Genomic DNA, 24,140 nt, shown 5'->3' with positions numbered 1-24,140 from the left:
CGTTTTCTGTCATTTATTTTACCCGTCGACGGGCACTTTGTAAAAAAACAAAGCTGACCATACATCAGTCGGCAGGTCAGCATGTCTCTTGTTCTAGTAATTAATCCTATTATTTTGCATTCTTCACTGCTTCTACTGCAGCATCGTAATCAGGATGGTCAGTTGCTTCGCTCACATATTCAACATACGTGACTTCGTCATTGCTGTCCACAACGAATACAGCACGTGCAAGCAAGCGCAGTTCCTGGATATGCACACCGTATGCTTCACCGAATGAAAGGTCCCGGTGATCGGAAAGTGTCTGGACATTTTCGATACCGTTCGCTCCGCACCAGCGCTTTTGTGCAAATGGGAGGTCGACAGATACAGTCAGCACTTCAACATTATCAAACTTAGTTGCTTCTTCGTTAAATTTTCTTGTTTGTGCGTCACAAACGCCAGTATCAATTGAAGGAACGACACTGATCAAACGAACCTTACCCTTTGAGTCATTCAGAGTCACTTCTGATAAATCATTTGCCAGTACCGTGAAATCAGGTGCTTGATCTCCAACTTTCACTTCATTACCAAGCAGTGTTACAGGGTTGTTCTTAAATGTAATGTTTGCCATTATTTGTTCCTCCTCTATGAATTATGTACAACTTTATAGTACAGAAAATCGGATGGTCAACGCAAATGATAAGGGTCGGAATGATTTAGCGTGCTTCTAATCATGGACCGTTCCTTTGCGCTTCAGGCACTTGCTTTCCGCGGGGAGGAAGTCGAGCCTCCTCGTCGCTATGCTCCTGCGGGGTCTCGACCTTTCCTCTGTATCCCGCCGGAGTCAAGTGCCTTCCGCTCCAATCCACTCTGTAGTTTAATCTATTTATTGTAAAAAGGGCTGACACCGCTCTCATTGATTAGGGGTCAGCCCTTTTTACTTTTGTTCTTAGTTCTTAGAAGTCCATATTCTGTTTTGATCCGTTTCCTTGGTTGTTGTTGCCCTGGTCGTTCTTTTTCATCATGCCCTGGATTTTTTCGATGGCACCCGGTGCGAGGTCGAGCAGACGGTCCAATAGATGGGTGCTTTCATCAAGGTGAAGCATTTTGATTCCCCTTGAGCTGACGATCAAGAACGCGATCGGGGTGATGGATACTCCGCCACCGCTACCTCCGCCAAACGGCTGCTTCTTGGATGAACCTCCGCCGTCGCTGCCGCTTTTACCGCCTTCTGAATCACTGTTTTTGCCTTTGCCATCGATGCTGAATTCACTTCCGCCTGCAGCAAAGCCAAAGCCTACCTTGGATACCGTCAGGATGACGCTTCCATCCGGTGTTTCAACGGGATCTCCGATGATGGTATTTACATCGATCATTTCTTTCAAGTTTTCCATAGCGGTGGTCATGAGACCTTCAATAGGATGTTCAGACATGAATAGTCCTCCTCATTAAACTGATTGGTGTTCTTCTTCTGAGAAATGGGAAAGAGACTTTGTCTTAAAGTCCGCTTTGCCGCCTCTCCAGTACCGAAGTATCTTGAAACCTACTAGGATAGCATTCCCTACCCGGAACTGGATAATACATGAAAAATGCGTCTGGATGATGGCTTTCTGGAAGGAAGGAATCACTTCAACCGATGGCTGTGATTGGAGTCTCATATAACCGCTGACCAGTCCGATGATGCTCCCCTTCAAGCCCCAGATCGCCCCTGTCATCGTCCCTGTGGAGGCGGCGTCCCCTGTGCCGAATAATGTTTTCCAGTGGATATGATCAATTTTTACTTTGTTCAAGAATCTGCGGATTATTTTATGTAATTCCATCACATGGGTAAGAATTTCTTTCGTGTCATTTAGACTGTTGAGGAAATCTTTTGGTGTGAACTTCTTTTTAGACTCTTTTTCACTGGAAGGTTCGTTTTCCTTGCCGCGGATATTTTTCTCTTCAACCACAATATTGGGACCATCGTCATCGAGCTTGACCAATGGTACATCAATTGTATATCTCAACAACCCGAACCAAGCCCTCAGCTTTACCTTGAAATGATCATTATCATTACCATGGTATAAAGAAAGGGTGATGGTTAATTTCGTTATGAATATAAGAATAAAGATGACAAGTAGAAATGCCAAAATAATGAGTAAAGCCCATACCCAACCACTCATTTTTTTCACAACCCTTCAACTTTTCAGTATGGCCGGAAGACGGAAAATTAAACGGTACCACTTGAAATTATTTCTCTGATTTTCCAGAGAGAGGTTGCTGTATGCTGCCTGAATTGCATGGAAAGGAAACAAAAAAAGAACCCGCCCTTTTAGAAGAGCGGGTCCCGAATATACCTATACGGCAGGTGCAAATTCTAGTTTTTTCTTTTCCTGAACGACTGTCGTATCGGCAAATAAGTCATGGATTCCCTGTTTTTTGGTGGTGAAAGCGACCACAACATATAAAATAAAAATGGTAGACGATATGAAGCGTCCGATCAACTCCCTGAAAATGACGGTTCCCCAGGTTGGCCGGCCGCCTTTCAAATCGATCACTTTGATTCCCAGTACCATCTTGCCGATCGTTTGACTGAAGAACTTCGTCATCAAGACAAAATAGCCGTAAAAGACGATGGCGGAAAGAATCGAAATCGGCGCAAACATAGACCCTTCCACAAGTGTAATATCCAGTACTTTGAAAACCGGCTTGATGATCAGGCGGGTGATGCTGCCGATGACGATTAAATCAATCAGATAAGCCCACACTCTCAACCAGAAACCTGCCAGAAAAAATCCTTTTGTTTCTTTGTAAGGAGACGGCGGCTGAACATCGGAGTGCTGCACGTTCATTTCATTCTCATCTGTCTCGTGTTTCTCTATTACTTCCTCATTCTCTCGAGGGGCATCTTGATTTTCACTCACTTCATTCACCTTCCTTACTCAGAATATAGATACATTAATCGTGGTGAATTCGGCTTAGACAGAAGCTTCACAAGAGCTTCCGCTTCAAAGTCCTTGCCGATCATTTTCTTGGCACTCATACTAAAGAACTCTGAGAAGGGGTCGCCGCTTGTATATTCAAATACTTGGGCACCTTTCAATTTATGATCTTTTTTCAGAGCTGCAATGACATCTTCCACATATCCGAAATCATCAATTAAATTGACGTCTTTAGCCTGCCGGCCGTCATAAATCCTGCCATCGGCAATCTTTTTCACTTGTGCTTCTGACATGTCGCGGCCGCTTGCGATGACATCGACGAACCCTTCATAGGAATTATCGATCATCGCTTGAAGAATCTTTCTTTCTTCTTCTGTCATCTTTCTCGTCGGGCTCATGATATCCTTATAGGGCCCGCTCTTGATTGTGACAAAGTCGACGCCATACTTTTCAGCAAGTTCGGAGTAATTGATGCTCTGCATGATCACCCCAAGTGAACCGGTCAGCGTTTCTTTGCTTGCAAAAATTTTTGTTGCCGGTGCAGATATGTAATATCCTCCTGAAGCCGCCATGCTTCCCATCGAAACATAGACAGGCTTTTTCGACTTCTCTATGATTTCAACCAGCTTGGAATGGATTTGAGCACTCTCCACCACTCCTCCGCCGGGGGAATTCACTTTCAGGACAATCCCTTTAACAGAGTCATCTTCCTGAACGGCATCAAGCTTATCCATGAAAAGTTCATGATTATATCCAGGACTTTGGAACATGGAGGCTGCGTCACCAGTATCCTGGATGACCCCGTCCACCTCAAGGACGGCGATTCTCTTCTGCATATTTCCATCCTCAATGATTTCTTCCCCGAAAGCTTGCTCCGTACTGCCGAGCACATCATCGAATGCCTTGTTAAAATCCCCTGTCAAAGCAGAAGTGGCGAAATTCACCACAACAGAGACAAAGAACAAACCTGCGGCAATCGCCAGTGCAATCCATCTTTTCGCATTCATCTGTATATTCCTCCCTCGTTTATCCTATCTTATGTAAGGATATGAATATCATTCTCATGGCAAAACATGATAGAATATTCACAAAGTTATTTTAGCAGACTTTTGATGGAATGGGAAAAAATATCCTACTAAATTTTGGGAGGTACATAGAATGAACAATCGTCGAAATATTTATTTTTACGTTTTAAAAGATGAAGCCATAGAGCCCAAGCTTGAAAAATTATATGATCTGGCAAAACGATATGATTTCAACATCGTACAATCTCCTAAAGACGCCAATATCATCGTGAGTGTAGGCGGTGACGGCACATTCCTGCAGGCCGTACGCAAAACCGGATTCAGACAGGATTGCTTGTATGCAGGAATCTCGACAGGCGGCACTCTCAGCATGTATTGTGATTTCCATATTGATGATACATCCAAAATGATCGATGCGATGACGAAGGAACAAATTGAAGTAAGAAAGTACCCTACCATCGAATTGACGGTGGACGAGCAGACGTCGTTCCTCTGTTTGAATGAATTCAGCATCCGTTCCGGAATCATCAAGACCTTCGTAATGGATGTTTTCATTGATGATATCCACTTTGAAACGTTCAGGGGAGACGGAATGATCATTGCCACTCCGACAGGGAGCACAGCCTATAACAAGTCCGTTAACGGAGCAGTCGTCGATCCGATGATCCCATGTCTGCAGGTCAGCGAAATGGCATCGCTTAACAACAACCGCTACCGTACACTCGGCTCGTCTTTCATCCTCAGCGATAAACGCAGACTTGAACTGAAAATCGTCCAGGATGGCAATGATTATCCAGCGATGGGAATGGATAATGAGGCACTCAGCATACAGCACGTAGAGAAAGTCGAAGCCAAATTAAGTGATAAGATCATCAAAACAGTGAAACTGAAGGACAACTCTTTCTGGGAGAAAGTAAAGCGTTCGTTTTTATAATAAGAAAAGCGGAGGCGGCTCGCCCAGCCCCGACAAGCATAAGATGAATGGGCCGGGAAGGCGCTTTTTTGCCTTCCTGGACCATTTAGCTTATGACCTCGAGGGGCTAGCCGCCGCAGCTGGACAATAAGAAAAGCGGAGGCGGCTTAGTAAAAAGCTCCGACACTGTGCCGGAGCTTTTTCATTGGAATTATGCTGACAACTTCGCTTCACGCCTGCGTTTTCTCGCAAACTGTATGCGGGATGCAGTGAAAATCGCCAATGCACACCATATGAAGAGAAACGATATCAGATGTGTTGCAGAGAATGTTTCACCATATACCATGACACCGAGGATCAATGTGATTGTCGGCGCTATATATTGCAGGAATCCTACCATATAGAGCGGGATTTGCTGTGCACCTTTCGAGAAGAAAAGCAATGGAATGGCCGTTGCCGCTCCTGCCCCCATTAAGAGAAGATCCGTCCCCCATGAAACGGTGAATAACGAAGGAGTTCCTGCAGCGTACATATACCCCATATAAATCAATGAGACCGGTGCGATCGTCATCGTTTCGAGTGTCAACCCGATTGCTGAATCCACTTTTATCAGTTTCTTCGCCAGCCCGTATAAACCAAATGAAAATGCGAGTCCCATTGCAATCCACGGGAATTCCCCGTATGAGAACGTGAGGATCATGACACCCGCAGCTGCCAGGATAAAGGACACAATCTGTGCTTTTGACAGACTTTCTTTTAATATGAATACCCCTAAAAGGACACTCACAAGAGGGTTAATATAATAGCCAAGACTTGCTTCCACCATTTGATCCGTGTTCACTGCCCAAATATAGATGAACCAGTTGGCACTGATCAATAACGAAGCAAGCAATAAAGCAAGCAGCTGTTTTTTCTTCGTCAAAGAAGACTTTATGTAGGAAGTGAATGCCTTCCATCTCTTCGTAAAAAATAAAAATAATAGCATAAACCAGAAAGACCAAAAAATCCGGTTTGCCAATATTTCGTCAGCCGACACATGGTTTAACCACTTCCAGTAAATCGGGAGTATTCCCCATAGAAAATAGGAAAATGCTGTGTACAATATTCCTGTCTGTTCATTCTGTTTCAAAAAAACACCCCCAAAACTATTTCTGTTTCCGAAATAACTTCATTATATCGGGGAAACGTTTTGGGGGCAATCTTTTTATTTTTTTGTAAAGACGATTGTTTCGTCCACTACCGTCATGGAAACGATTTTCTCAAGCAGTTCATCCGGATTCGATTCGAATGGATCTTTTTCCAATACGGTGAAGTCGGCCGTATATCCTTCTTTAATCATGCCACGGTCGTTTTCATGATGACATGCATATGCACTCCCTTTTGTAAAAAGGGAAATTGCTTCGTACATAGACAGCTTTTCTTCTGGAATATGAACGGCCCCCTCTGGATCCAGTGGATTCGTTCTTGTTACTGCGGCATGAATGCCCCATAAAGGGTTAATCGGCTCAATCGGTGCATCCGATCCTCCTGCACAAGGTATGCCGTGATCGAGTAATGTCTTCCATGCATAATTATATTTCATGTTCTCCTCACCAAGCCGATCGATGACCCACGGGAAATCAGAAGCTACAAAACGCGGTTGAATGTCCAAAATCAACGGCAGACCTTTAATTTCCTCTATGAGTTCTTCCCTGAGAATCTGGGCATGAATCAAGCGGTCACGCCTTGATTTCTCCGATGGGTGCACCTTGATGGCATCCACGACATTCTGGAAGGCCTGATCCCCTATCGTGTGAACCGCAATGGGCAGCTGAAGGCTTCTCGCTTTTTCCACAAGTTTGAGGAGCCTCTCCTGAGAATGGATGCTGACACCTTCTGTACTTGGATCGTCTGCATAAGGATAGCTGAGCAGTGCAGTCCTTCCACCCAGCGCACCATCCGCAAAAATCTTCATGGCCCCAAATTCAATAAATTCATTCCCTCCAAGGAAATGATGACCTTCCGCATGCCAGTCATTGATCACCTCATGGTGGACGAGAAGATGCGCCCTGAATTTCTTATTAGCATTATTGATCGTTTGTTTGAACGCATTATACGTTTTGTTGAAGTTGCCGTAATAGCTTAAGTCTTCCGTATGTCCACCGACCAAGCCGTTCTCCCAGCAGCTTTCAATCCCTTTTGAAAGAGCTTCTTCTAAATAGGCCGGGGAAATGGGCGGCAAAGCTTCGACCATAAGATCCTGCGCTTTATCCTTCAATAGTCCATTCAGATTACCCTCATCATCTTTTTCTATCAATCCGCCAGCAGGGTCGGGTGTGCTTTCATCGATGTTTGCCTGTTTCAGTGCAAGGGAATTCACGACCATGGCATGGCGGCAGATGCGTTTTAATAGCACAGGATGATTTGGAACGGCTGCGTCTAATTCATTCTTTGTAATAACCTCTGCACCCGCCCATAGATTTTCATTCCAGCCTTCTCCAAAAATCCACTGCCCTTCAGGAAGTTTCTCCGCTTTTTCAGCAATGGCATTCAACACTTCTTCCTTACTTGTCATCTGTGATAAGTCAAGACGAAGCAAGGTCTCACCATGACCGATCAAATGCATGTGGCTGTCTACAAAGCCGGGGAACATGACTCTATTTTTTAAATCAACGGTTTCTTCTATTGAGTACTTCTTCTGTAATTCATCAGAAAAACCCAATTCTTTGATGAACCCATTTTCCGTATATACAGCTTCGACCATATGGCCATCCGACTGCATTGTATAAATTTTTCCATTTGTCCATAATGTACCCATCTTGGAAGCTTCCTTTCTACTAGGCGCTGCTAAACACCGCTGTTGATTTCCGTGCAAGACTTTGCTTTCCGCGGGTTAGAAAAGCGGAGGGGCTTTGCTCAGAGGCGGGTGGCATAAGGCGAATCGGCCACGAAGACGTTTTTTGCCTTCTTGGACGAGTTGACTTATGACATGTGCCTCTAAGCCCCGAAGCTGGCCACGTCTCATATTCCGCAGGAGTCTACGTCTTCCACTCCAATCAACAGCTAGAACCAGTTATTTTCAAAAATTAGTTTCAACAGAGCCTTCTACTAAAAAATTCTGTTTACAATGTACCATATTATAGGAGGGAACGGGAAGTAGAAGGATTTTAATTGACAGCATGATTCCATACTAAAGGGAGCCCCACTCACACAGGCTCCCTTCTGCGTCCTTTAGTTCTTAACCGAGCTCATTTCCTTTTGACGCAATTCGATTCTTCTGATTTTGCCGGAAGTTGTTTTCGGCAGTTCTTTAACAAATTCGATTTTGCGCGGGTATTTGTATGGTGCAGTTAATTCTTTCACGTGCTCCTGAAGCTGAGGTACAAGCTCCGGATCATGTTGGTCCACGCCTTCACGCAATACGACGAAAGCTTTTACGATCAGTCCGCGTACTTCATCAGGGCTTCCCACTACTGCACATTCCTGGACGAATGGATGCTTCACAAGCGCATCTTCCACTTCGAACGGCCCGATTGTATAGCCGGAAGAGATGATGATGTCATCTCCCCTTCCTTCGAACCAGAAATACCCGTCTTCATCTTTCTTTGCTTTATCACCGGTGATATAGTAGTCACCCCTGAACTGCATAGCGGTCCTTTCCGGATCTTTATAATAGTTCTTGAATAATGCAGGTGTATCTACATGAACCGCAATATCTCCTACTTCACCCGCTTCACAAGGGATCCCTTCTTCATTGATGACTTCCACCCGGTTACCCGGTGTCGGTTTGCCCATGGACCCTGGCTTCAGTTCCATACCTTTCATGATTCCTACGAGCAGTGTGTTTTCAGTCTGGCCGTACCCATCGCGCACTTCAACGTTATGGTGCTTCTTGAATGCATCAATGACTTCCCGGTTCAATGGTTCACCCGCCGAGACGGCGCTATGTAATGGGGAAAGATCATACGATCCGAGGTCCTCAACCTTGGCCATCAGCCGATACTCTGTCGGCGTACAGCAAAGGACGTTTACACCGTTATCCTGAAGTAATTGCAGATATTTATTCGGTTCGAATTTCCCTTGATAAACAAGGCCCGTTGCTCCTGATCCAAGAACGGACATGAACGGACTCCAAATCCATTTTTGCCAGCCGGGGCCAGCCGTTGCCCAGACCGTATCCCCTTCTTCAATCCCCAGCCAACCTTTAGCAGCTGTTCTCAGGTGGGCAAATGCCCATCCATGTGTATGTACTACCCCTTTAGGATTACCTGTCGTACCGGAAGTATAGGATAAGAAAGCCATATCATCCCTTGCTGTGTCGGCAAACGCCATTTCACCAGAGACAGCTTTCATTTCTTCCTCTACTGTTATCCAGCCCTCTTGTTTATCTCCTACGACAAACTTTTTAAGCTTGTCCATTCCGCGGACATTTTCAAATTGTTCAATGAACGGAGAGTATGCGACAATCCCTTTTACATCCCCGTGTTCAATTCTATATTCAAGGTCTTTCGTACGAAGCATTTCAGAACTTGGAATGACGATCATCCCTGATTTTAAGGCAGCTAGGTAAACTGCATATGCTTCGACTAATCGTGGAACCATCACCAGGATGACGTCACCTTTTTCAAGTCCGGATCCCGAGAAAACGTTTCCAATTTTATTTGCGTTCTTCATCAGGTTTTTGTAAGTGATCTCTTTCTTATCCCCCGCTTCATTCTCCCATTTGATTGCGAGTTTATTTTCATCACTTGCAAACTTTTCCACTTCCTCAACCAAGTTGTACTTTTCAGGTGCAATAAGCTCTTGTCTGTTCATCCGAATTCCCCCTTGTTTGTACTTACTTCTCCATTATACAAAATAATTTAAATTTTTTAAATTGTTCATTTTCAATATTGAAATATGAATCAAATTACAGGGGACTTAATAGCATGTTTTGGGTATAGAAGTAGATCGTTCTTTTCCGCTGCAGGCATTTGCTTTCCGCGGGGAGGAAGTCGAGCCTCCTCGTCGCTAAAGCTCCTGCGGGGTCTCGACCTTTCCTCACATCCCGCCGGAGTCAAATGCCTTCCGCTCCAATCCACTCTGTGCTTTCAACATACTACTAAAATCATCTCTCAAATGATATTTTTAATATTTTTAATGGGGTTGTAAACAGTTATTAACATTAAAATAAGGAGCGGAATATAAGAGTAAAGTGGATTCAGCATTTAATTGGAGTGGAAGACGAAGACTCCTGCGGGAAAAGTTGCTAATGTGAGACCCCGCAGGCTCGTGCACTGGACCCATAAAGTTGGACACTTATTTGTTAAGCAGCTAATTCTGTACTAAGTCGATAAGCTACTGGACTTTTCCGTTTCAACCTTGATTTAATTCTCAAATGGTTGTAGTAATGCATGTATTGTTCAAGTTCGTCTTTAAAGTGCTCGATACTATCAAAATCTTGTAGATAAAGGAATTCTGATTTTAGGATTCCAAAAAAGTTTTCCATGACAGAGTTGTCATAACAGTTTCCTTTGCGAGACATACTTTGGGTGATGTTGTGTTCCTTCAGTACCCTTCGGTACTGGGCCATTCGATAGTGCCAACCCTGGTCGGAATGAATTAAGAGCTCGTCACCTTCGTTTACATGTTTTAAACCTTGTGCCAACATCGTTTCAACCAAATCAAATGTCGGCCTTGATTGAATCGTGTAGGTGATGATTTCGCCGTTAAACAGGTCTAAAATCGGAGACAGATATAGCTTTTGTCCAAACAATGCAAATTCCGTAATGTCCGTCACCCACTTTTGGTTAGGTTTTTTGGCACTAAAGTTACGGTTTAAAATGTTTGGAGCTGCTTTTCCGACTTCTCCTTTATACGATTTGTACTTTTTCATTCGCACCATGCATTTAAGTCCGAGGTCTCTCATAATTCGAAGTACTTTCTTTTTATTGATCGAATATCCTTTTTCCTGAAGCACGTCGGTAATGCGACGGTAACCAAACCGACCTGAATGTCTATGGTAAATGAAATGTATTCTCCTTTTCCATTTACGGTCAGGGTCTGGTTGGCTCCACTTTTTAATGAGGTTGTAGTAAGTACTTTTGGGCATCTTGGCTACTTTTATCGTTCGAGTCACCGGGAATTCATTCCTTAGTTCATACACTACTTTCGCTTTGATTTCGTTGGTGATTGTTCTTCCTGAACTAAGGCTTTCAGCTTTTTTAAATAGGCGTTCTCCATACGAAGGTATTCAAGTTCTTTTTTCATATCTTCTACCGACTGGTTGGAAGAGTTGTCTTTGGCCTTTTTATTCTTGTTATTAGAAGTCATTGTAGAAAGCCCCTTTCCTTTAGGTTCAAGGGCATCTTCTCCAGCTGTCTCCCACTTTTTCTTCCACCTGCGAACCATACATGGATCTGGGATATGAAAAATGGCTGATGCCTCTCGAATGGAGTAATTCTTTTCCGTAATAAATTGAATTACCCTCAGTTTAAAGGCACGAGGATAGTTTGTATAGGGAAAGGTAAAAGCTTGATCACCGTGGTGACGAACTAACATCACCCAGTAGCGGAGAATCGAATCATCAACACCCACTTGATTCGCTAGGTCTCGATAACTGACCAATTCATTGAGATAACGCTTGGCAACATGAAGTTTAAACTCTTGGGTAAACTTAGCCATTTGACGGGCACCTCCTATTGTTGGATGGGTGTCCAACAATAGGGGTGCAGCACAGCTCGCCGAGGAGGCTCACGGGCTACCCGCGGAAAGCGAAGTCTTCCACGGAAATCAACTGCGGCCTGGAATGCCGGGACATAATTAAAAGGAGCGGGTCAGCCCCGCTCCTTGTAGCCATTGTATTTAATTATTTTTGGTATCCGCCACCGATTTGTTGTTCAGCCATTTGGACTAAACGCTTAGTGATTTCACCACCTACAGAACCGTTAGCGCGTGCAGTTGCATCTGGACCAAGTTGAACTCCGAATTCAGAAGCGATTTCGTATTTCATTTGGTCGATTGCTTGTTGAGCTCCAGGAGCTACTAGTTGGTTAGAACTTCTGTTGTCTGCCATGTGTTTTCACCTCCTCGTTGCTTGTTGAGTATAGATTGCGCGAAAACACATGGCTTCATGCAACGAATTTCACTGGTAAATGTTCCTATTTAGAGGAGGTCATCAAAGCTTTCTTCCAGTGCAGTATCTGCTGCTCCATTGATGGTGATGGTCTCGGTTTCCTTGACGGCTTCATTTATTAAAAGCTCAAAATCAACAAAGCTTTCATAGTACTGGATCTTTTCTTTTTTTGGTCTCGTTTTCGGTGCAGGCGGTGTAAAGATCGTACAGCAATCCTCATAAGGAAGGATCGATATATCATGAGTATCGATTTTTTGGGCGATATCGATAATTTCCAATTTATCCATGGCGATCAGCGGCCTCAAGACAGGAGTATTTGTAACATCATTAATCGCCTGCATGCTCTCAAGCGTCTGACTCGCTACCTGGCCGAGGCTTTCTCCGGTGATCAAGGCAAGACCCTCATTCTGCTGACGGATTTTATCAGCTATCTTCAGCATCATTCGTCTCGTTGATGTCATGGTATAGTTCTCAGGCACCTGATCATGAATCGTCTGCTGAATTTTTGTAAAAGGTACCACATGTAATTTGATGCTGCCGCTAAAAGCTGAAAGTTTTCTTGAAAGATCAATCACTTTCTGCTTTGCCCGTTCACTTGTAAAAGGAGGGCTGTGAAAATGGACCGCTTCAATTTCCACTCCGCGCTTCATGGTTAAATATCCGGCAACCGGGCTGTCGATACCGCCTGACAGCATCAGCATAGCCTTTCCACTTGCCCCTACCGGCATCCCGGTCGAACCAGGGTAAATTTCTGAGGAAAGATAAACCCCTTCCTTTCTTACTTCTACATTTAATTTAATATCCGGGTTTTTGACATCTACTGTCAGACCTTCCGTATTCCTTAAAATGTAGGAACCGACTTCATAATTGATTTCGTTGGTCTCAAGAGGAAAATGCTTATCTGCACGGCGGGCTGACACCTTAAAAGTTTTACCTGGTTCAAAGCTCTTTTGCACCAATGCCGCTCCTGCTTTGCAAATTTCTTCTATATCACGTTCAACTTTCACTACAGGGCTGAATGATTGGATACCGAAGATCTTTTGAAGACGCGGTATGACTTCTTCCCCGTTTTCCTCCCCCAATAGGATATGCAGTCGGTCGCGGCTTGCAGACACTGATATCCCTGGAATATCCTTTAACGCCTGAACAATATTCTCTCTAAGCTTTGATGTGAACTTTTTGCGGTTTCTTCCTTTTGTAGAAATCTCACCGTATCTGACTAGAATTCGATTGTATTTCATCGTGATCTCCTCATTGTTTTCTGTAATTGGGCTGTTTCTTGTTTTAGCAGCTGAACAAATCGCTCCGCTTCTTCCATTGTGTTATGAAAGGACAAGCTTATTCTGATCGCCCGGTCTGCAAGGTCTTCTCCCACTCCCATTGATAAAAGTGTCTGACTCGGCTTGCTTTTCTTTGATGAACACGCACTTGTAGTGGAGACGTACACCTCATGTTGATCCAAAGCATGTACGACTATTTCGCTCTTGAAGTCTTTAATGGAGAAGTTAAGGATATGATGTGCACTTTCCATTTGAGGTGTATGAATGTTCACTCCAGCTATTTTTATCAGTTCTTTCCTTAAATAACTTTGAATATCCTTCATCCTGCTGAAGTGTTCCCGGCTTTCTTCCATATACATCCTCATCGCTTTTGCAAAAGAAACGATGCCGCCCGTGTTTTCTGTCCCGCTTCTTATATTTCCTTCCTGCTCGCCTCCGGAAAGAAGCGGGGAGATGTTCACACCATCTCTTACGAAAAGCATACCTGTCCCTTTAAGGCCATGGATCTTATGTGCGGAAATACTGTATAAATCAATTTGATCACCCGGCAGGGATACGGGAATTTTACCGCATGCCTGCACACCATCCACATGAAAGATGATTTTGGAGTGATTTTTTAATATGGACCCGATTTCTTCGATTGGCTGAATCGACCCTATTTCATTATTTACGTGCATGATCGATACAAGGATCGTATCATTCTGAATCGCTTTTTCGACCTCATAAGGATCGACTATTCCCGATTCATTGACATCAAGATAAGTAACAGAGTATCCAATTGACTCCAATTGCTTCATTGTATTAGATACAGAAGGATGTTCGATTTTGGTCGTAATAATATGCTTCCCTCTATATCCATATTGTAAAGCCGTCCCTTTGATGGCTAAATTATTCGACTCTGTGCCGCCAGAAGTGAAAAATACTTCCTTCTCTTTGATTTTTAAGAGGCCGGCAATTTGTTTCCTTGACTGTGAAATCAGTTTTTCCACCCGGCCCCCAAATGAATGAATGGATGAAGGGTTGGCAAAGTAGACTTCATTCACTTTCAAAAAAGCATCCAAAGCTTCCTGATATGGCCTTGTGGTTGCTGCATTATCAAAATATATCACGCTATACACCTTCTTTAGTTCTATCCAATCATTAATCTTATCACAAAATCTTTTTTTCCCAAATCAAATTAAAAAAATGCACAGCGATTATTATTAAAATAATAATGTTATTAAAGAAAAACGTTCAAATTTTTTAATATTTTATAAAAATAACCATTGATAACTCTAATGAAATTTGCGACAATCATTTAGGTGATGAAGGAAGGAAGTTATTTAAATATACTAAATTGTAAGACTATTTAGTTTTTCGACATTTTTCTACATGGATATGATAAGATAGTTTTGCTCATGATAACGTTTACAAACGGAGGGGTATATATGAACGAGAAAGCGCTGTCATTCAGTGGTGTTTTAACTGTTGGTCTTATGCTCTTCGCTCTTTTCCTTGGAGCTGGAAATATGATTTTTCCTCCATTCCTTGGTCAACAGGCAGGCGATCAAGTATGGACAGGGATCATCGGATTTTTGATCACAGGAGTGGGTCTCCCATTAATGGGGGTAATCGCCATCGCCAAATCCGGCGGAGATCTTCAAACTCTTGCAAACCGTGTACATCCGATATTCGGATTAATTTTTACGATTATTATGTATCTTGCAATCGGCCCGTTTTTCGGAATACCAAGAACCGGCACTGTTGCGTATGAAATCGGCATCATTCCTTTCCTTTCTGAAGATACAGCAAAATACGGGGTTTCCCTTCTTATCTATTCGATTATCTTTTTTGCCCTTACAGCTTGGCTTGCGATGAATCCTTCCAAGCTTGTTGACAGGATAGGGAAGATTCTGACACCGTCTTTGCTCATCATTCTAACCATATTGGTAGTGAAAAGCATTGTAACTCCTATGGGGAGCTTCGGCGAACCGAATCCTGCTTACCAGGATGGTGCACTCTTTAAAGGGTTCATTGAAGGCTATCTGACAATGGATACAATTGCGGCGTTAGTATTCGGGATTGTCGTCATCAACGCCATAAAGGATCGCGGCATCACGAGTAAGACAAGCCTGACAAGGATCACAATCATTGCGGGCTTCATCGCTGCAGCCGGATTGGCACTTGTGTACCTGTCCCTTAGCTATATCGGCGCCACGAGTACGGATTCAATCGGTGCCCAGGCTAACGGAGGAGCGATTCTTTCTGCATCAGCAAACCACTTGTTTGGTTCTTTAGGTGCAGTGATTCTGGGACTTGCCATCACATTTGCGTGCATTACCACATCTGTTGGATTGGTTTCAGCTTGTGCCCAATACTTTTCGAAGATTTCACCTGTATCGTATCCAAAGCTGGTCATTATTTTGTCTGCCTTCAGCATGTTGATTGCCAATATCGGATTGACTCAGCTGATTGCCGTTTCTTTGCCGGTACTCATCATCATTTATCCATTGGCGATTGTATTGATCCTGTTATCGTTCATGCATAATTGGTTCAATGGTTATTCCATGGTTTACATTGGTGCTTTAGTACCGACAGTACTAATCAGCTTGATTGACGGCCTTAAGACAGCTGGAATGGATGTAAGTGCTGTGAGCAGTGCTTTGAGCTTCCTTCCTTTCTATGCTGAAGGAATCGGTTGGATCTTACCTGCAATAGCTGGAGCTGTCATTGGATATGTCATAGCTATCCTTGCAGGTGCATCAAAACGAATTATCGAAGCTTGATTTAGTAACGTATTTGTTTTCAGGTCCGCTGAAGAAAGGTGACTTTCTTCAGCGGACCTTTTAATTTTTTACAACTTATCACTCCAACAAAAAAGCCAGCACACCATATTAATAGGCATGCTGGCTTTCCTGATTACTGTTCTTCCAGGTTAATCATTTTTTCAATCTTTTTCAGAGCTCCCGGCTCCACTTTTTCAATCGTGGTGGCTGCTTCCTCAAGCGCTTTGCGGTAGTCATATTGCCTGAAGGCTTCTTCTGCCGCCTGCAGCCCTTCCTGTACAGAATGATAACGGCTTCTGTAGCGGTTTCCGTACTGAATGATCTTCTCTGAAAGGAGAACATTCTCAATCAGCACCTGCGTCTTGTTATAGAAGTGATCTACTGTATCTTCGGCTTCTAACAGCGTTTCCTGGATGAATTTCATATTCAATGGTTTTTCTGTCAGGCTTGCGTTCACTTGTTCGATCTTTCGGTGAACTTCATTCAGAAGATCATCGTAATCTGCAGGCAGACCCGGCACATTGCTTTTAGCGATCATCCTGCTTGCTTCTGCCGTCTTTTTCTTAAGATCGGCAATTTTCTCACGCGTCGTTAATTCATCTTTTCTTAAAGTCTGCAGGAATAAGGCAAATTCCGCCTGTTCCCCGATAAGTACTTCTAGCCCGTTTCTGATTTCCTTCAGTTCTTCACTCAGCGTTGAGTAAGCTGTCTTATTGCTTTCAACCTTATTGATGACCAATTCATGGCGCTTTGATAATTGTATGATTTTCTTCTGAAGTTCCTGTGGTGCCTTAAGGTCGGATTCATGTAAATGGTATCCTTGCTGTACCAGATTCACTTCATATTGAATATCATCATTTTCTTCTTTTGCTTTTATTAATCCTTCAGTCGTTTCATCCTTGTATTGAAGAACAAAATGTCTGGCATGTACTTCTTTTTCCAATAAATCATACAGCATTTCAACCTTACTCTTGATTTCCTGCAATCCCTGTTCCACTTCTTCTACTTCTAAAGACTGAAGACGTTCAGTGAACCCGGAAAGCGTTTCATTCAATGCCTTCACTTCTTTTTCCACTTCTACATGGTTGAGTATGTAGCCTTGCTCTGTCATTTCGGCATAACCGGCTTCCAGCTCAGATAACTGGGAAGGAAGAATATTTTCGCAGTCTGCGGTCAGCTTAGGAATGCTCTCCATCTTATAGGCAATCGACTTCATTTCCAGACCCAGGTTCAACACAATTTCACGTGCATCCAGATAATTCCCCTGATCTGTCAGTTCATTATATTGTTCGATTTCTTTTGCGAGCGTGTCCAGCACGGCTTCAATCTTCTTAGCCGCCTGGCCATATGTATGGCGATATGCAAGCAGCTGCTTCTTGCTGCCACGATATTCTTCTTGTAAAAGTTCGATTTCTTCCCTGTTCTTTTCTTCACTGCCTACAAGCTCGTTCAGCTCCTGAAGGATGTTGTCGATTTTGGATTCTGTGTCGGTAAGGACCCCATCGATCTTAGCCAGTGTCTCTTTTGTCTTCTTGAAACGGAACTTATCTGTGTATTCTTCTGCATCGAATAGCAATTCTTCAATATCAGGAAGCTGCACAGCCACGATCTCGTCCCATCCCTGTCTCCAGCCTTCGAAAAGCTGCTCCGTCTGCCCAGTCATATTAAGCTGTTTGACTTTAGACAGTTCCTCCGGTATCGGGCGGTTCATAATATCTACCTTCCATGCTTCGTACCGGTCAATTTCCGAATAATATTTCTTTCTGGATAAGACTCCTATAAGGAATAAAATCAAGATTAGTATGATTCCAGCGATGACATATTGCATCTTAAGCCCCCTGTTCAACTATTCAGTAGACATCTATATCAATTTGAAAGTTTCATTAATAAATTCTCATTGTTATAATGATACCATGAGAACGACATTTTTTGACTAATAAATTCTATTTTTTCAACTGTAAAAAGCTAAATTTTACTGTTTTCTCTAAAAATAGTGAAATTTACATACAAAAATGTCGATGAACTTGGAATAAGGAAGTGTTTTTTAATGAAAAAGGTCGATGGACATATTCATACTCCTTTCTGTCCTCATGGAAGTTCTGATTCCTTCCATCAATATATTGAAAGAGCCATCTCCCTTCAATATACTCATCTGACGTTTACCGAGCATGCTCCCCTTCCTGCCGGCTTTATAGATACAACGCCTGATCAGGACAGCGGGATGGATGAAGAAGATGTTTCATCATACTTCGATACAATTGAGGAACTGAAAGAGAAGTACAGACATCAGATTACCATTCGAACGGGGTTGGAAGTCGATTATATTGAAGGATTTGAAAAAGAAACGGCCGATTTTCTGAATGGCTGGGGTTCCCGATTGGATGACAGTATCCTTTCAGTACATTTCTTACATCACAAAAATAAATGGGACTGCCTTGACTTCAGTCCTGAGGTTTTTAGCAGCATGATTGACCGGTACGGTTCTGTTGACGCTGTCTATGCGCATTATTACCGAACAGTGCTGAAATCCATCGAAGCCGATCTCGGAGCTTTCATGCCAAACCGCATCGGGCATATCACACTCGTAAAGAAATTCCAAAAGCTTTATCCTGCTTCAAAGAAATTCACAGATGAAATTCATTCTATCCTAGAGGCTGCAGCAGCGAGAGGGCTCGAACTCGATTATAACGGTGCAGGTGTCATCAAACCCCACTGCGGCGAGTCTTACCCTCCTTGGGAAATCGTCGAGCGCGCCCGGTCACTTGGTATTAAAACCGTGTATGGCTCAGACGCCCATACAGCAAGCGGCATCGATCAAGGAAGAAATGCTATGAGGCTATAAAGACTGAAAAAAGAGATTGCCCTTACAATCGGGCAATCTCTTTTTTCAATAATCAAATGATCAATTCCTTCTTAAATTCCCCTGAACCTTCTGCAGCCATCAGCAAGTTGATCCATTGATCGATATTCTGATAATACTGATCGACAAAATAATATTCCTGCGGGAACATCTGCCACACTTCCCTCAAGTGCTGGCTGTTCAAAAACGGCATTGTCAGCATCGATTTCAATTGAATGACCAGGAAGCTGATCGGCTGCTTTTTAAAGGACCGGTCAACCATCCCCTGCTCGAACAGACATTTCATATAAAACCTTTCTTTCATGAGGTAGGAAGAAATGATTTCCCGTACAATCTGTGAGTCGATGGATACCTCCCGCCAGATGAAGCGGGATAATTGATGATTTTCACTTTGGAATTTCAATATTTTAAATACTGCCCGCTTCAGGCATAAATCTGCGCGGATGTATTTAAGTGCATCCACTTCTTCTTGAAGGAAATGCAGATATTGTTCGAAGAAATGGGTAAAGCACGCTTCCAACAGTCCTTTTTTACCTTTGAAATAATAGGAGATGGTCGCTGGATTGACTTTCGCCTTTCCAGCGATATCCCTCACGGAGGTCCCGTCATATCCTTGGTCATAAAACAATGAAACGGCTGCTTGAAAAATGGCTTCCTTTGGCGAAGTAGAGGTTTGTCCCTTTTTCATATTCTCCCTCTTTTCTCTTCTTTTAGTTTTCCCTAACAATGTAATGGACAGGTTCACAATCGAATCTATTGAAGCTTCATTGAAAGTATGCTAAAAATGTTCTAATAGAGTTTTCAAATAGTGTTTAACAAAGATTTCGCTTTTACAGGAAGAATTCCTTTAAGTATTTCTCGACAGTTTCTCCTTACTTACGGCGGTACTGCAAGGAATTCACACTGATTTTGTAGAATTGGGGGAAATGATGATGTTTCAAGCAGAAAAATATCAAGGAACAAAAAAAGATAATTACGGTCTTGTCACGAAGCAGCTTAGTGCGCTTCTTGAAGGTGAACCGAATAAAATCGCTAACTTAAGCAATGCCTCTTCGCTGTTAAATCAATTTTTGGACCGGATCAATTGGGTCGGGTTTTATTTATACGAAGAAGAAAGCAATCAGCTTGTATTGGGACCATTCCAGGGCCTTCCTGCATGTGTGCGCATCCCATTGGGACGCGGCGTCTGCGGTACATCCGCCAGTGAAAGAAAAACACTTGTTGTTGAAGACGTTCACAGCTTCCCTGACCATATCGCATGTGACGCTGCCTCTCAATCTGAAATCGTCATCCCTCTTGTTAAAGACGGAAAGCTTGTTGGCGTCCTTGATATCGACAGTCCAGAAAAAGCGCGTTTTGATGAAGAAGACCAGAAGTATCTGGAGGCATTTACCGAGGAATTAATGAAGCATTTGTAATCGGTCATTATCAGAAACATGAAAAAAGCGTGGAGAACTCTATGTTTCTCCACGCTTTTTCCAATTTTATATCACATCACTTGGAAATTTCACTTTATTTAATGACTGTTCGAGATCGTCCCAAATATCCTCTGTGGATTCAAGACCGACAGAAAGTCTGAGGAGAGTATCCGTTATACCCATTTTCTCTCTCGCTTCTTCCGGGACCACTGCATGTGTCATCGTAGCGGGATGCTGAATCAATGTCTCTGCATCCCCCAGACTGACCGCGATCTTGATCATATGCAAATCATCCATCAACCTTTGGGCATCCTCTTTCGACCCTTTGATGGTGAAAGAAATCATGCCGCCTGGCTTCTTCATCTGCTTCTTCATGATTGCATGCTGGGGATGATCCGTCCGCCCGGGATAAATCACCTGTTCCACTGCAGGATGTGTTGCTAAGAGACCCGCAATCTTGTCGGCACTTTCACAGTGGCGGTCCAGACGCACTGCCAGCGTCTTTAAACCTCTCAATAATAACCAGGCATCAAATGGAGAAATAATTCCACCGATATCCTTTTGTGTCGTCATTCTGATTTCTGCCATTTTTTCCTGTGAACCGACGACAATGCCTGCAATGACATCACCGTGGCCGCCGATGTATTTTGTCGCACTGTGAATCACAATATCACAGCCTAGTTCCAGAGGTCTCTGTAAATAAGGGGAACAGAACGTATTGTCCACGACAACAGGAATCCCCTTTTCACGGGCTACCTTCACAACCATTTGTAAATCTATCAATTGCATCGTCGGATTAATCGGTGTTTCTACGTAAATGCATGTTGTATGATCTTTGATTTTTGCACGGATTTCTTCTTCCGTGTCCATTGCAGAGAAATCATGCTCAATCGCAAATTTCTCGTTCATTAATTCGAGCAGGCCGAATGTACAGCCGTACACCCCTTGAGAACAAAGGATATGATCTCCCGCTTTGGTCAATGAAAAGAGGACCGCTGAAACGGCAGCCATCCCGGAACCGAAAGCAAGGGCCGCCTCTCCCCCTTCAAGCGATGCCATTCTTTCTTCTAATATGCCTACTGTCGGATTGCCGAGCCTTGAATAAATATATCCTTCTTCTTCACCCGCAAAGCGATTTTCCCCTTGCTTCGCATTGGCAAAAGTATAAGTTGAAGTTTGATATAAAGGGGGCGCTAAACTATCAAAATGCTGAGAAGATTTATACCCCTCATGAATCACACGTGTTTCAAAATGTTTCTCATCTTTCATCAAGTATTCCTCCCACTGTGTTCCCTCTAAGTTCTGTTATTCTTCTATTCTAGGATATGATAATCTCACTAAAAAAGAAAGCGTTTACATTAACGTATTAAAGGATTGGTCTTAAAAATAGAGATCTAAAGATATTTCTTATACAGAATTCAAAAAATCTTCAGCTCTGAAAGTAATTGGTTCTGTTTTAGAGTAAAAAAATTGGAATCTACACCGCAAAATGTGATAGTAATTGCAGATGCATTTACAGCTAATCTTACCCGGGAAAGCGAACAAAAGCGGACCCCCCTCGAGCCAGATAAAAGAATCAGTACCATTGGGTTATTAAATAAGGGGAGAAATTTCCCCTAATGAAGAAATGGAACTGAAAACAGTTAAAATAAAGGGAAAATGTACTTCTATTTACTTGAAAAACATTAAAATTGGGGATCTGTGCAAGATTAGAAGGAATTTTTCCCTTTATTTACCCCTATCCAAGCGAGCTTCAGCAGATTAACGGGAAAATTTCCCCTTATAGTTGGTAATTAGTTACTTAGATATCTTATCCTTTATAGAGTAACTAAAGATATAACCTGTTCTTTAGTTTAATAAGGATTTACCTCATAATATAAAAATTAGAACCCGAATTCCTTAAAAAGTTTGTTATATCCAATAAAAAAGGGTTGCAGAATCATTACGATTTGCTTCCCTTTTCCAATGTTTTTTATTGTTTGTACCTTAAAACAGAACCCGTTACTCTGAAAGCCGCCGTTTTTCATATTGATTATCTTGTCAGAAGACGGTTATCCAGGTCTTCCACCACTTGATTTTTCCCATGATTTTTTGCTATATAAAGAGCTTCATCCGCTTTCTTGACTAATTCCTTTACTGATTCAGGGCCGGCGCTGTCATGCTTTCCCCATGATGAAAGCCCGCATGAAAGTGTAACCCTTGGCTGTGTTTTAAAGGCAGTCACTTCCACAATGGCTTCAGCTATGGCAAGCGCAGCTTTTCGTTCAACGAGCGGCAGATAAACAGCCATTTCTTCTCCACCCCAGCGTGCGGCCAGTCCACTCTCTCCTGCTTGATCTTTAAGGAGGTCGGCTACCTGGATCAGGACTTCATCCCCGATCTGATGGCCGTAATTATCATTTACCGATTTAAAGTCATCAATGTCGATCAACAACAGCGTACCTAATTCATCTTTTTTCATCGCCGCTTCCATTTTTTCATCAAGGTAATGCCGGGCATACAATTTCGTCATATGGTCGGTAATGACGAGATGCTCAAGTTCTTCCCTAAGTGTCGCATTCGTGATTGCAAGGGCTGAATGATGAATAAAAGACTGCAAGAGTTTGTACATATCAAACGAAAACATATACGCCTCGGTATGAAGAACGACACAGAAACCTATCAGCTTTTCATTTTGGGTCATCGGCACCGCCATAAGAGATAAATAATCAGGTGCAGCAATCCGGTCACTGACGTCTCCCAGAAAGATCGAATCCCGTTCCTTATTAATCCGGTCTTTCACATAAGATATGTATTTTTGACCTTCTTCTGTAAAAAACCCGGTAGAGCTCTGCTCGAGAATTACTGATTCATTCTTTTCATTTAATACGAATCCGATTGCGCTCGGATGAAATGACCGCTGAATCTGTTTCTTCAAAAATAATAAAGTATCGGATAAGCGGGACTCCAAATTCAATTGATGAGAAGTTTCATTGATAAGCTGCAGGTCACTGATCAGCCTTTTCGACTGTTCATACAGCTTGGCATTCTCCAGTGCACTCCCCGCTGTATAAGCAAGCAATTTGATAAACTCGATTTTTGGTTCAGTAAACAGCATATGAGCGCCTGTGACTACTTCCAAAACGCCATAAATCCCCTGTTTCCCTCTCAATGGGGCATAGAGCCTCGATTCTTCATCCAACTCTATATTCCCGTTTACAAAAGCCTGCATGGCAAAAGGGTTGGCCTTTTCGAAATCGAAGCATTTTATCGGGAGAGAACCGAACTCATACCGGTCATTAGATAGAAGGATTTGGAATGTATCCTGCGGAAACACCTCACCCAGCGTTTCGATAATTTGCACCAACAAAGTCTGTACATCCCTATTGGAATGGAAAACTTCCGTTACCTTAAACAATTCCCGGTAACGCCTTTCTTCTTCATATACATTCAGTACCCTGGATCCATGCTTCAGAAATTGGTCGCTCGCTTTCCAAAAGGAAGAAAGCCATTCCGCTTCAGCCGTTTCCATGGCTTCCTGCCCCTGGATCAATAGGAAGTACTCCTCATCTTTATCAGTTTGAAACTGAAAGCCAGAATGAAAAATAGAATCACTGCAGCTCTTAACAAAAGGTGAAGCGTCTTCAAAATACCTCCTGATGAAGCCCTCACTCAGTACCGGAGGGGCCTCCCCTCCTTGGGTACTTTGAAGAAGGCTGAATCCTTCCTTTCCTTTATTATATAAGAAAGCTTTTTCGATCCCCAGGCATTCTTTTAACAACTCCAGCCAGTTATGAAGATAGTTTGATTGAAGCAGCACGCCTGGCCTGCCATCATGAATCAGATCGAATAATTTAGATTTATAAGCATGTAATTTATCAGTTAGAATGGTCATTTCCTCACCCGT

19 protein-coding genes and 1 pseudogene are annotated in these 24,140 nt (G+C 42.9%); 4 read left to right on the top strand and 16 right to left on the bottom strand.

Annotated elements, in window-relative coordinates; genetic code table 11:
* Nucleotides 1–109: 109 nt before the first annotated feature.
* The 5 genes from tpx to sppA all read right to left on the bottom strand — a co-directional run bounded on the left by tpx (nucleotide 110) and on the right by sppA (nucleotide 3,907).
* Nucleotides 110–610 (bottom strand): thiol peroxidase, encoded by a 501-nt coding sequence (gene tpx, locus HWX64_RS17135; RefSeq protein WP_175990686.1) that lies wholly within the window; start codon nucleotides 608–610, stop codon nucleotides 110–112.
* Between the two features lie 325 nt (nucleotides 611–935).
* Nucleotides 936–1,412, bottom strand: a complete 477-nt coding sequence (gene ytfJ / locus HWX64_RS17130; protein ID WP_175990685.1) for a GerW family sporulation protein — start codon at nucleotides 1,410–1,412, stop codon at nucleotides 936–938.
* A gap of 15 nt (nucleotides 1,413–1,427) precedes the next feature.
* The gene (locus HWX64_RS17125) at nucleotides 1,428–2,141 is read right to left on the bottom strand and encodes a DUF2953 domain-containing protein (RefSeq protein ID WP_175990684.1); all 714 of its coding nucleotides are present in this window, start codon (nucleotides 2,139–2,141) and stop codon (nucleotides 1,428–1,430) included.
* A gap of 174 nt (nucleotides 2,142–2,315) precedes the next feature.
* The gene (locus tag HWX64_RS17120; protein ID WP_175990784.1) at nucleotides 2,316–2,810 is read right to left on the bottom strand and encodes an RDD family protein; all 495 of its coding nucleotides are present in this window, start codon (nucleotides 2,808–2,810) and stop codon (nucleotides 2,316–2,318) included.
* An 86-nt stretch (nucleotides 2,811–2,896) separates the two neighbouring features.
* Nucleotides 2,897–3,907, bottom strand: coding sequence for a signal peptide peptidase SppA (gene sppA, locus HWX64_RS17115; protein WP_175990683.1), 1,011 nt, complete (start codon nucleotides 3,905–3,907; stop codon nucleotides 2,897–2,899).
* 151 nt (nucleotides 3,908–4,058) lie between these two features.
* Between sppA and HWX64_RS17110 the strand changes: the two genes are divergently transcribed.
* Nucleotides 4,059–4,859 carry an NAD kinase gene (locus tag HWX64_RS17110; protein ID WP_175990682.1) on the top strand — a complete coding sequence of 267 codons (801 nt, stop codon included), beginning with the start codon at nucleotides 4,059–4,061 and terminating at the stop codon, nucleotides 4,857–4,859.
* A 190-nt stretch (nucleotides 4,860–5,049) separates the two neighbouring features.
* Here HWX64_RS17110 and rarD read toward each other — a convergent pair whose 3' ends face one another.
* The 7 genes and pseudogenes from rarD to HWX64_RS17075 form a co-directional block, all read right to left on the bottom strand.
* Nucleotides 5,050–5,967: an EamA family transporter RarD gene (rarD, locus tag HWX64_RS17105; protein ID WP_175990681.1), complete on the bottom strand. Its 918-nt coding sequence runs from the start codon at nucleotides 5,965–5,967 to the stop codon at nucleotides 5,050–5,052.
* A gap of 75 nt (nucleotides 5,968–6,042) precedes the next feature.
* On the bottom strand, nucleotides 6,043–7,635 hold the full coding sequence (locus HWX64_RS17100) for an amidohydrolase (RefSeq protein ID WP_175990680.1): 1,593 nt from the start codon (nucleotides 7,633–7,635) through the stop codon (nucleotides 6,043–6,045).
* Nucleotides 7,636–8,048: 413 nt separating this feature from the next.
* Complete coding sequence (locus HWX64_RS17095; RefSeq protein ID WP_175990679.1) at nucleotides 8,049–9,632, bottom strand: acyl-CoA synthetase MbcS; 1,584 nt, start codon at nucleotides 9,630–9,632, stop codon at nucleotides 8,049–8,051.
* 490 nt (nucleotides 9,633–10,122) lie between these two features.
* Nucleotides 10,123–11,480, bottom strand: a pseudogene (locus HWX64_RS17090) (IS3 family transposase).
* Nucleotides 11,481–11,664: 184 nt separating this feature from the next.
* Nucleotides 11,665–11,871 (bottom strand): alpha/beta-type small acid-soluble spore protein, encoded by a 207-nt coding sequence (locus HWX64_RS17085; protein ID WP_175990678.1) that lies wholly within the window; start codon nucleotides 11,869–11,871, stop codon nucleotides 11,665–11,667.
* Nucleotides 11,872–11,960: 89 nt separating this feature from the next.
* Nucleotides 11,961–13,172, bottom strand: coding sequence for a tRNA uracil 4-sulfurtransferase ThiI (thiI, locus tag HWX64_RS17080; protein WP_175990677.1), 1,212 nt, complete (start codon nucleotides 13,170–13,172; stop codon nucleotides 11,961–11,963).
* The gene (locus HWX64_RS17075; protein ID WP_175990676.1) at nucleotides 13,169–14,320 is read right to left on the bottom strand and encodes a cysteine desulfurase family protein; all 1,152 of its coding nucleotides are present in this window, start codon (nucleotides 14,318–14,320) and stop codon (nucleotides 13,169–13,171) included. Before HWX64_RS17075 ends, thiI begins: the two co-directional genes overlap by 4 nt.
* A gap of 318 nt (nucleotides 14,321–14,638) precedes the next feature.
* Here HWX64_RS17075 and brnQ point away from each other — a divergent pair, with 318 nt between their 5' ends.
* Nucleotides 14,639–15,976: a branched-chain amino acid transport system II carrier protein gene (gene brnQ, locus HWX64_RS17070; protein WP_175990675.1), complete on the top strand. Its 1,338-nt coding sequence runs from the start codon at nucleotides 14,639–14,641 to the stop codon at nucleotides 15,974–15,976.
* Between the two features lie 133 nt (nucleotides 15,977–16,109).
* Here the strand turns inward: brnQ and ezrA are convergent, their stop codons facing one another.
* The gene (gene ezrA / locus HWX64_RS17065) at nucleotides 16,110–17,804 is read right to left on the bottom strand and encodes a septation ring formation regulator EzrA (protein WP_175990674.1); all 1,695 of its coding nucleotides are present in this window, start codon (nucleotides 17,802–17,804) and stop codon (nucleotides 16,110–16,112) included.
* A 219-nt stretch (nucleotides 17,805–18,023) separates the two neighbouring features.
* Between ezrA and hisJ the strand changes: the two genes are divergently transcribed.
* Nucleotides 18,024–18,818: a histidinol-phosphatase HisJ gene (gene hisJ / locus HWX64_RS17060; protein ID WP_175990673.1), complete on the top strand. Its 795-nt coding sequence runs from the start codon at nucleotides 18,024–18,026 to the stop codon at nucleotides 18,816–18,818.
* A gap of 52 nt (nucleotides 18,819–18,870) precedes the next feature.
* On the opposite strand, the gene refZ is transcribed toward hisJ, so the two are convergent.
* Nucleotides 18,871–19,524, bottom strand: coding sequence for a forespore capture DNA-binding protein RefZ (gene refZ / locus HWX64_RS17055; protein WP_175990672.1), 654 nt, complete (start codon nucleotides 19,522–19,524; stop codon nucleotides 18,871–18,873).
* Nucleotides 19,525–19,768: 244 nt separating this feature from the next.
* Between refZ and HWX64_RS17050 the strand changes: the two genes are divergently transcribed.
* The gene (locus HWX64_RS17050) at nucleotides 19,769–20,254 is read left to right on the top strand and encodes a GAF domain-containing protein (RefSeq protein ID WP_175990783.1); all 486 of its coding nucleotides are present in this window, start codon (nucleotides 19,769–19,771) and stop codon (nucleotides 20,252–20,254) included.
* 66 nt (nucleotides 20,255–20,320) lie between these two features.
* On the opposite strand, the gene megL is transcribed toward HWX64_RS17050, so the two are convergent.
* Entirely contained in the window at nucleotides 20,321–21,523 is a 1,203-nt protein-coding gene (gene megL / locus HWX64_RS17045; RefSeq protein WP_175990671.1) for a methionine gamma-lyase, read from the bottom strand.
* 763 nt (nucleotides 21,524–22,286) lie between these two features.
* Entirely contained in the window at nucleotides 22,287–24,128 is a 1,842-nt protein-coding gene (locus HWX64_RS17040) for a sensor domain-containing diguanylate cyclase (protein ID WP_175990670.1), read from the bottom strand.
* Nucleotides 24,129–24,140 lie beyond the last annotated feature (12 nt).

Origin of the sequence: Bacillus sp. Marseille-Q1617, from assembly GCF_903645295.1 — a bacterium.
Lineage (GTDB): Bacteria > Bacillota > Bacilli > Bacillales > Bacillaceae_B > Rossellomorea.
The sequence above is the reverse complement of the archived record's forward strand: the minus strand, read 5'-3'. Positions and strand labels throughout refer to the sequence as shown.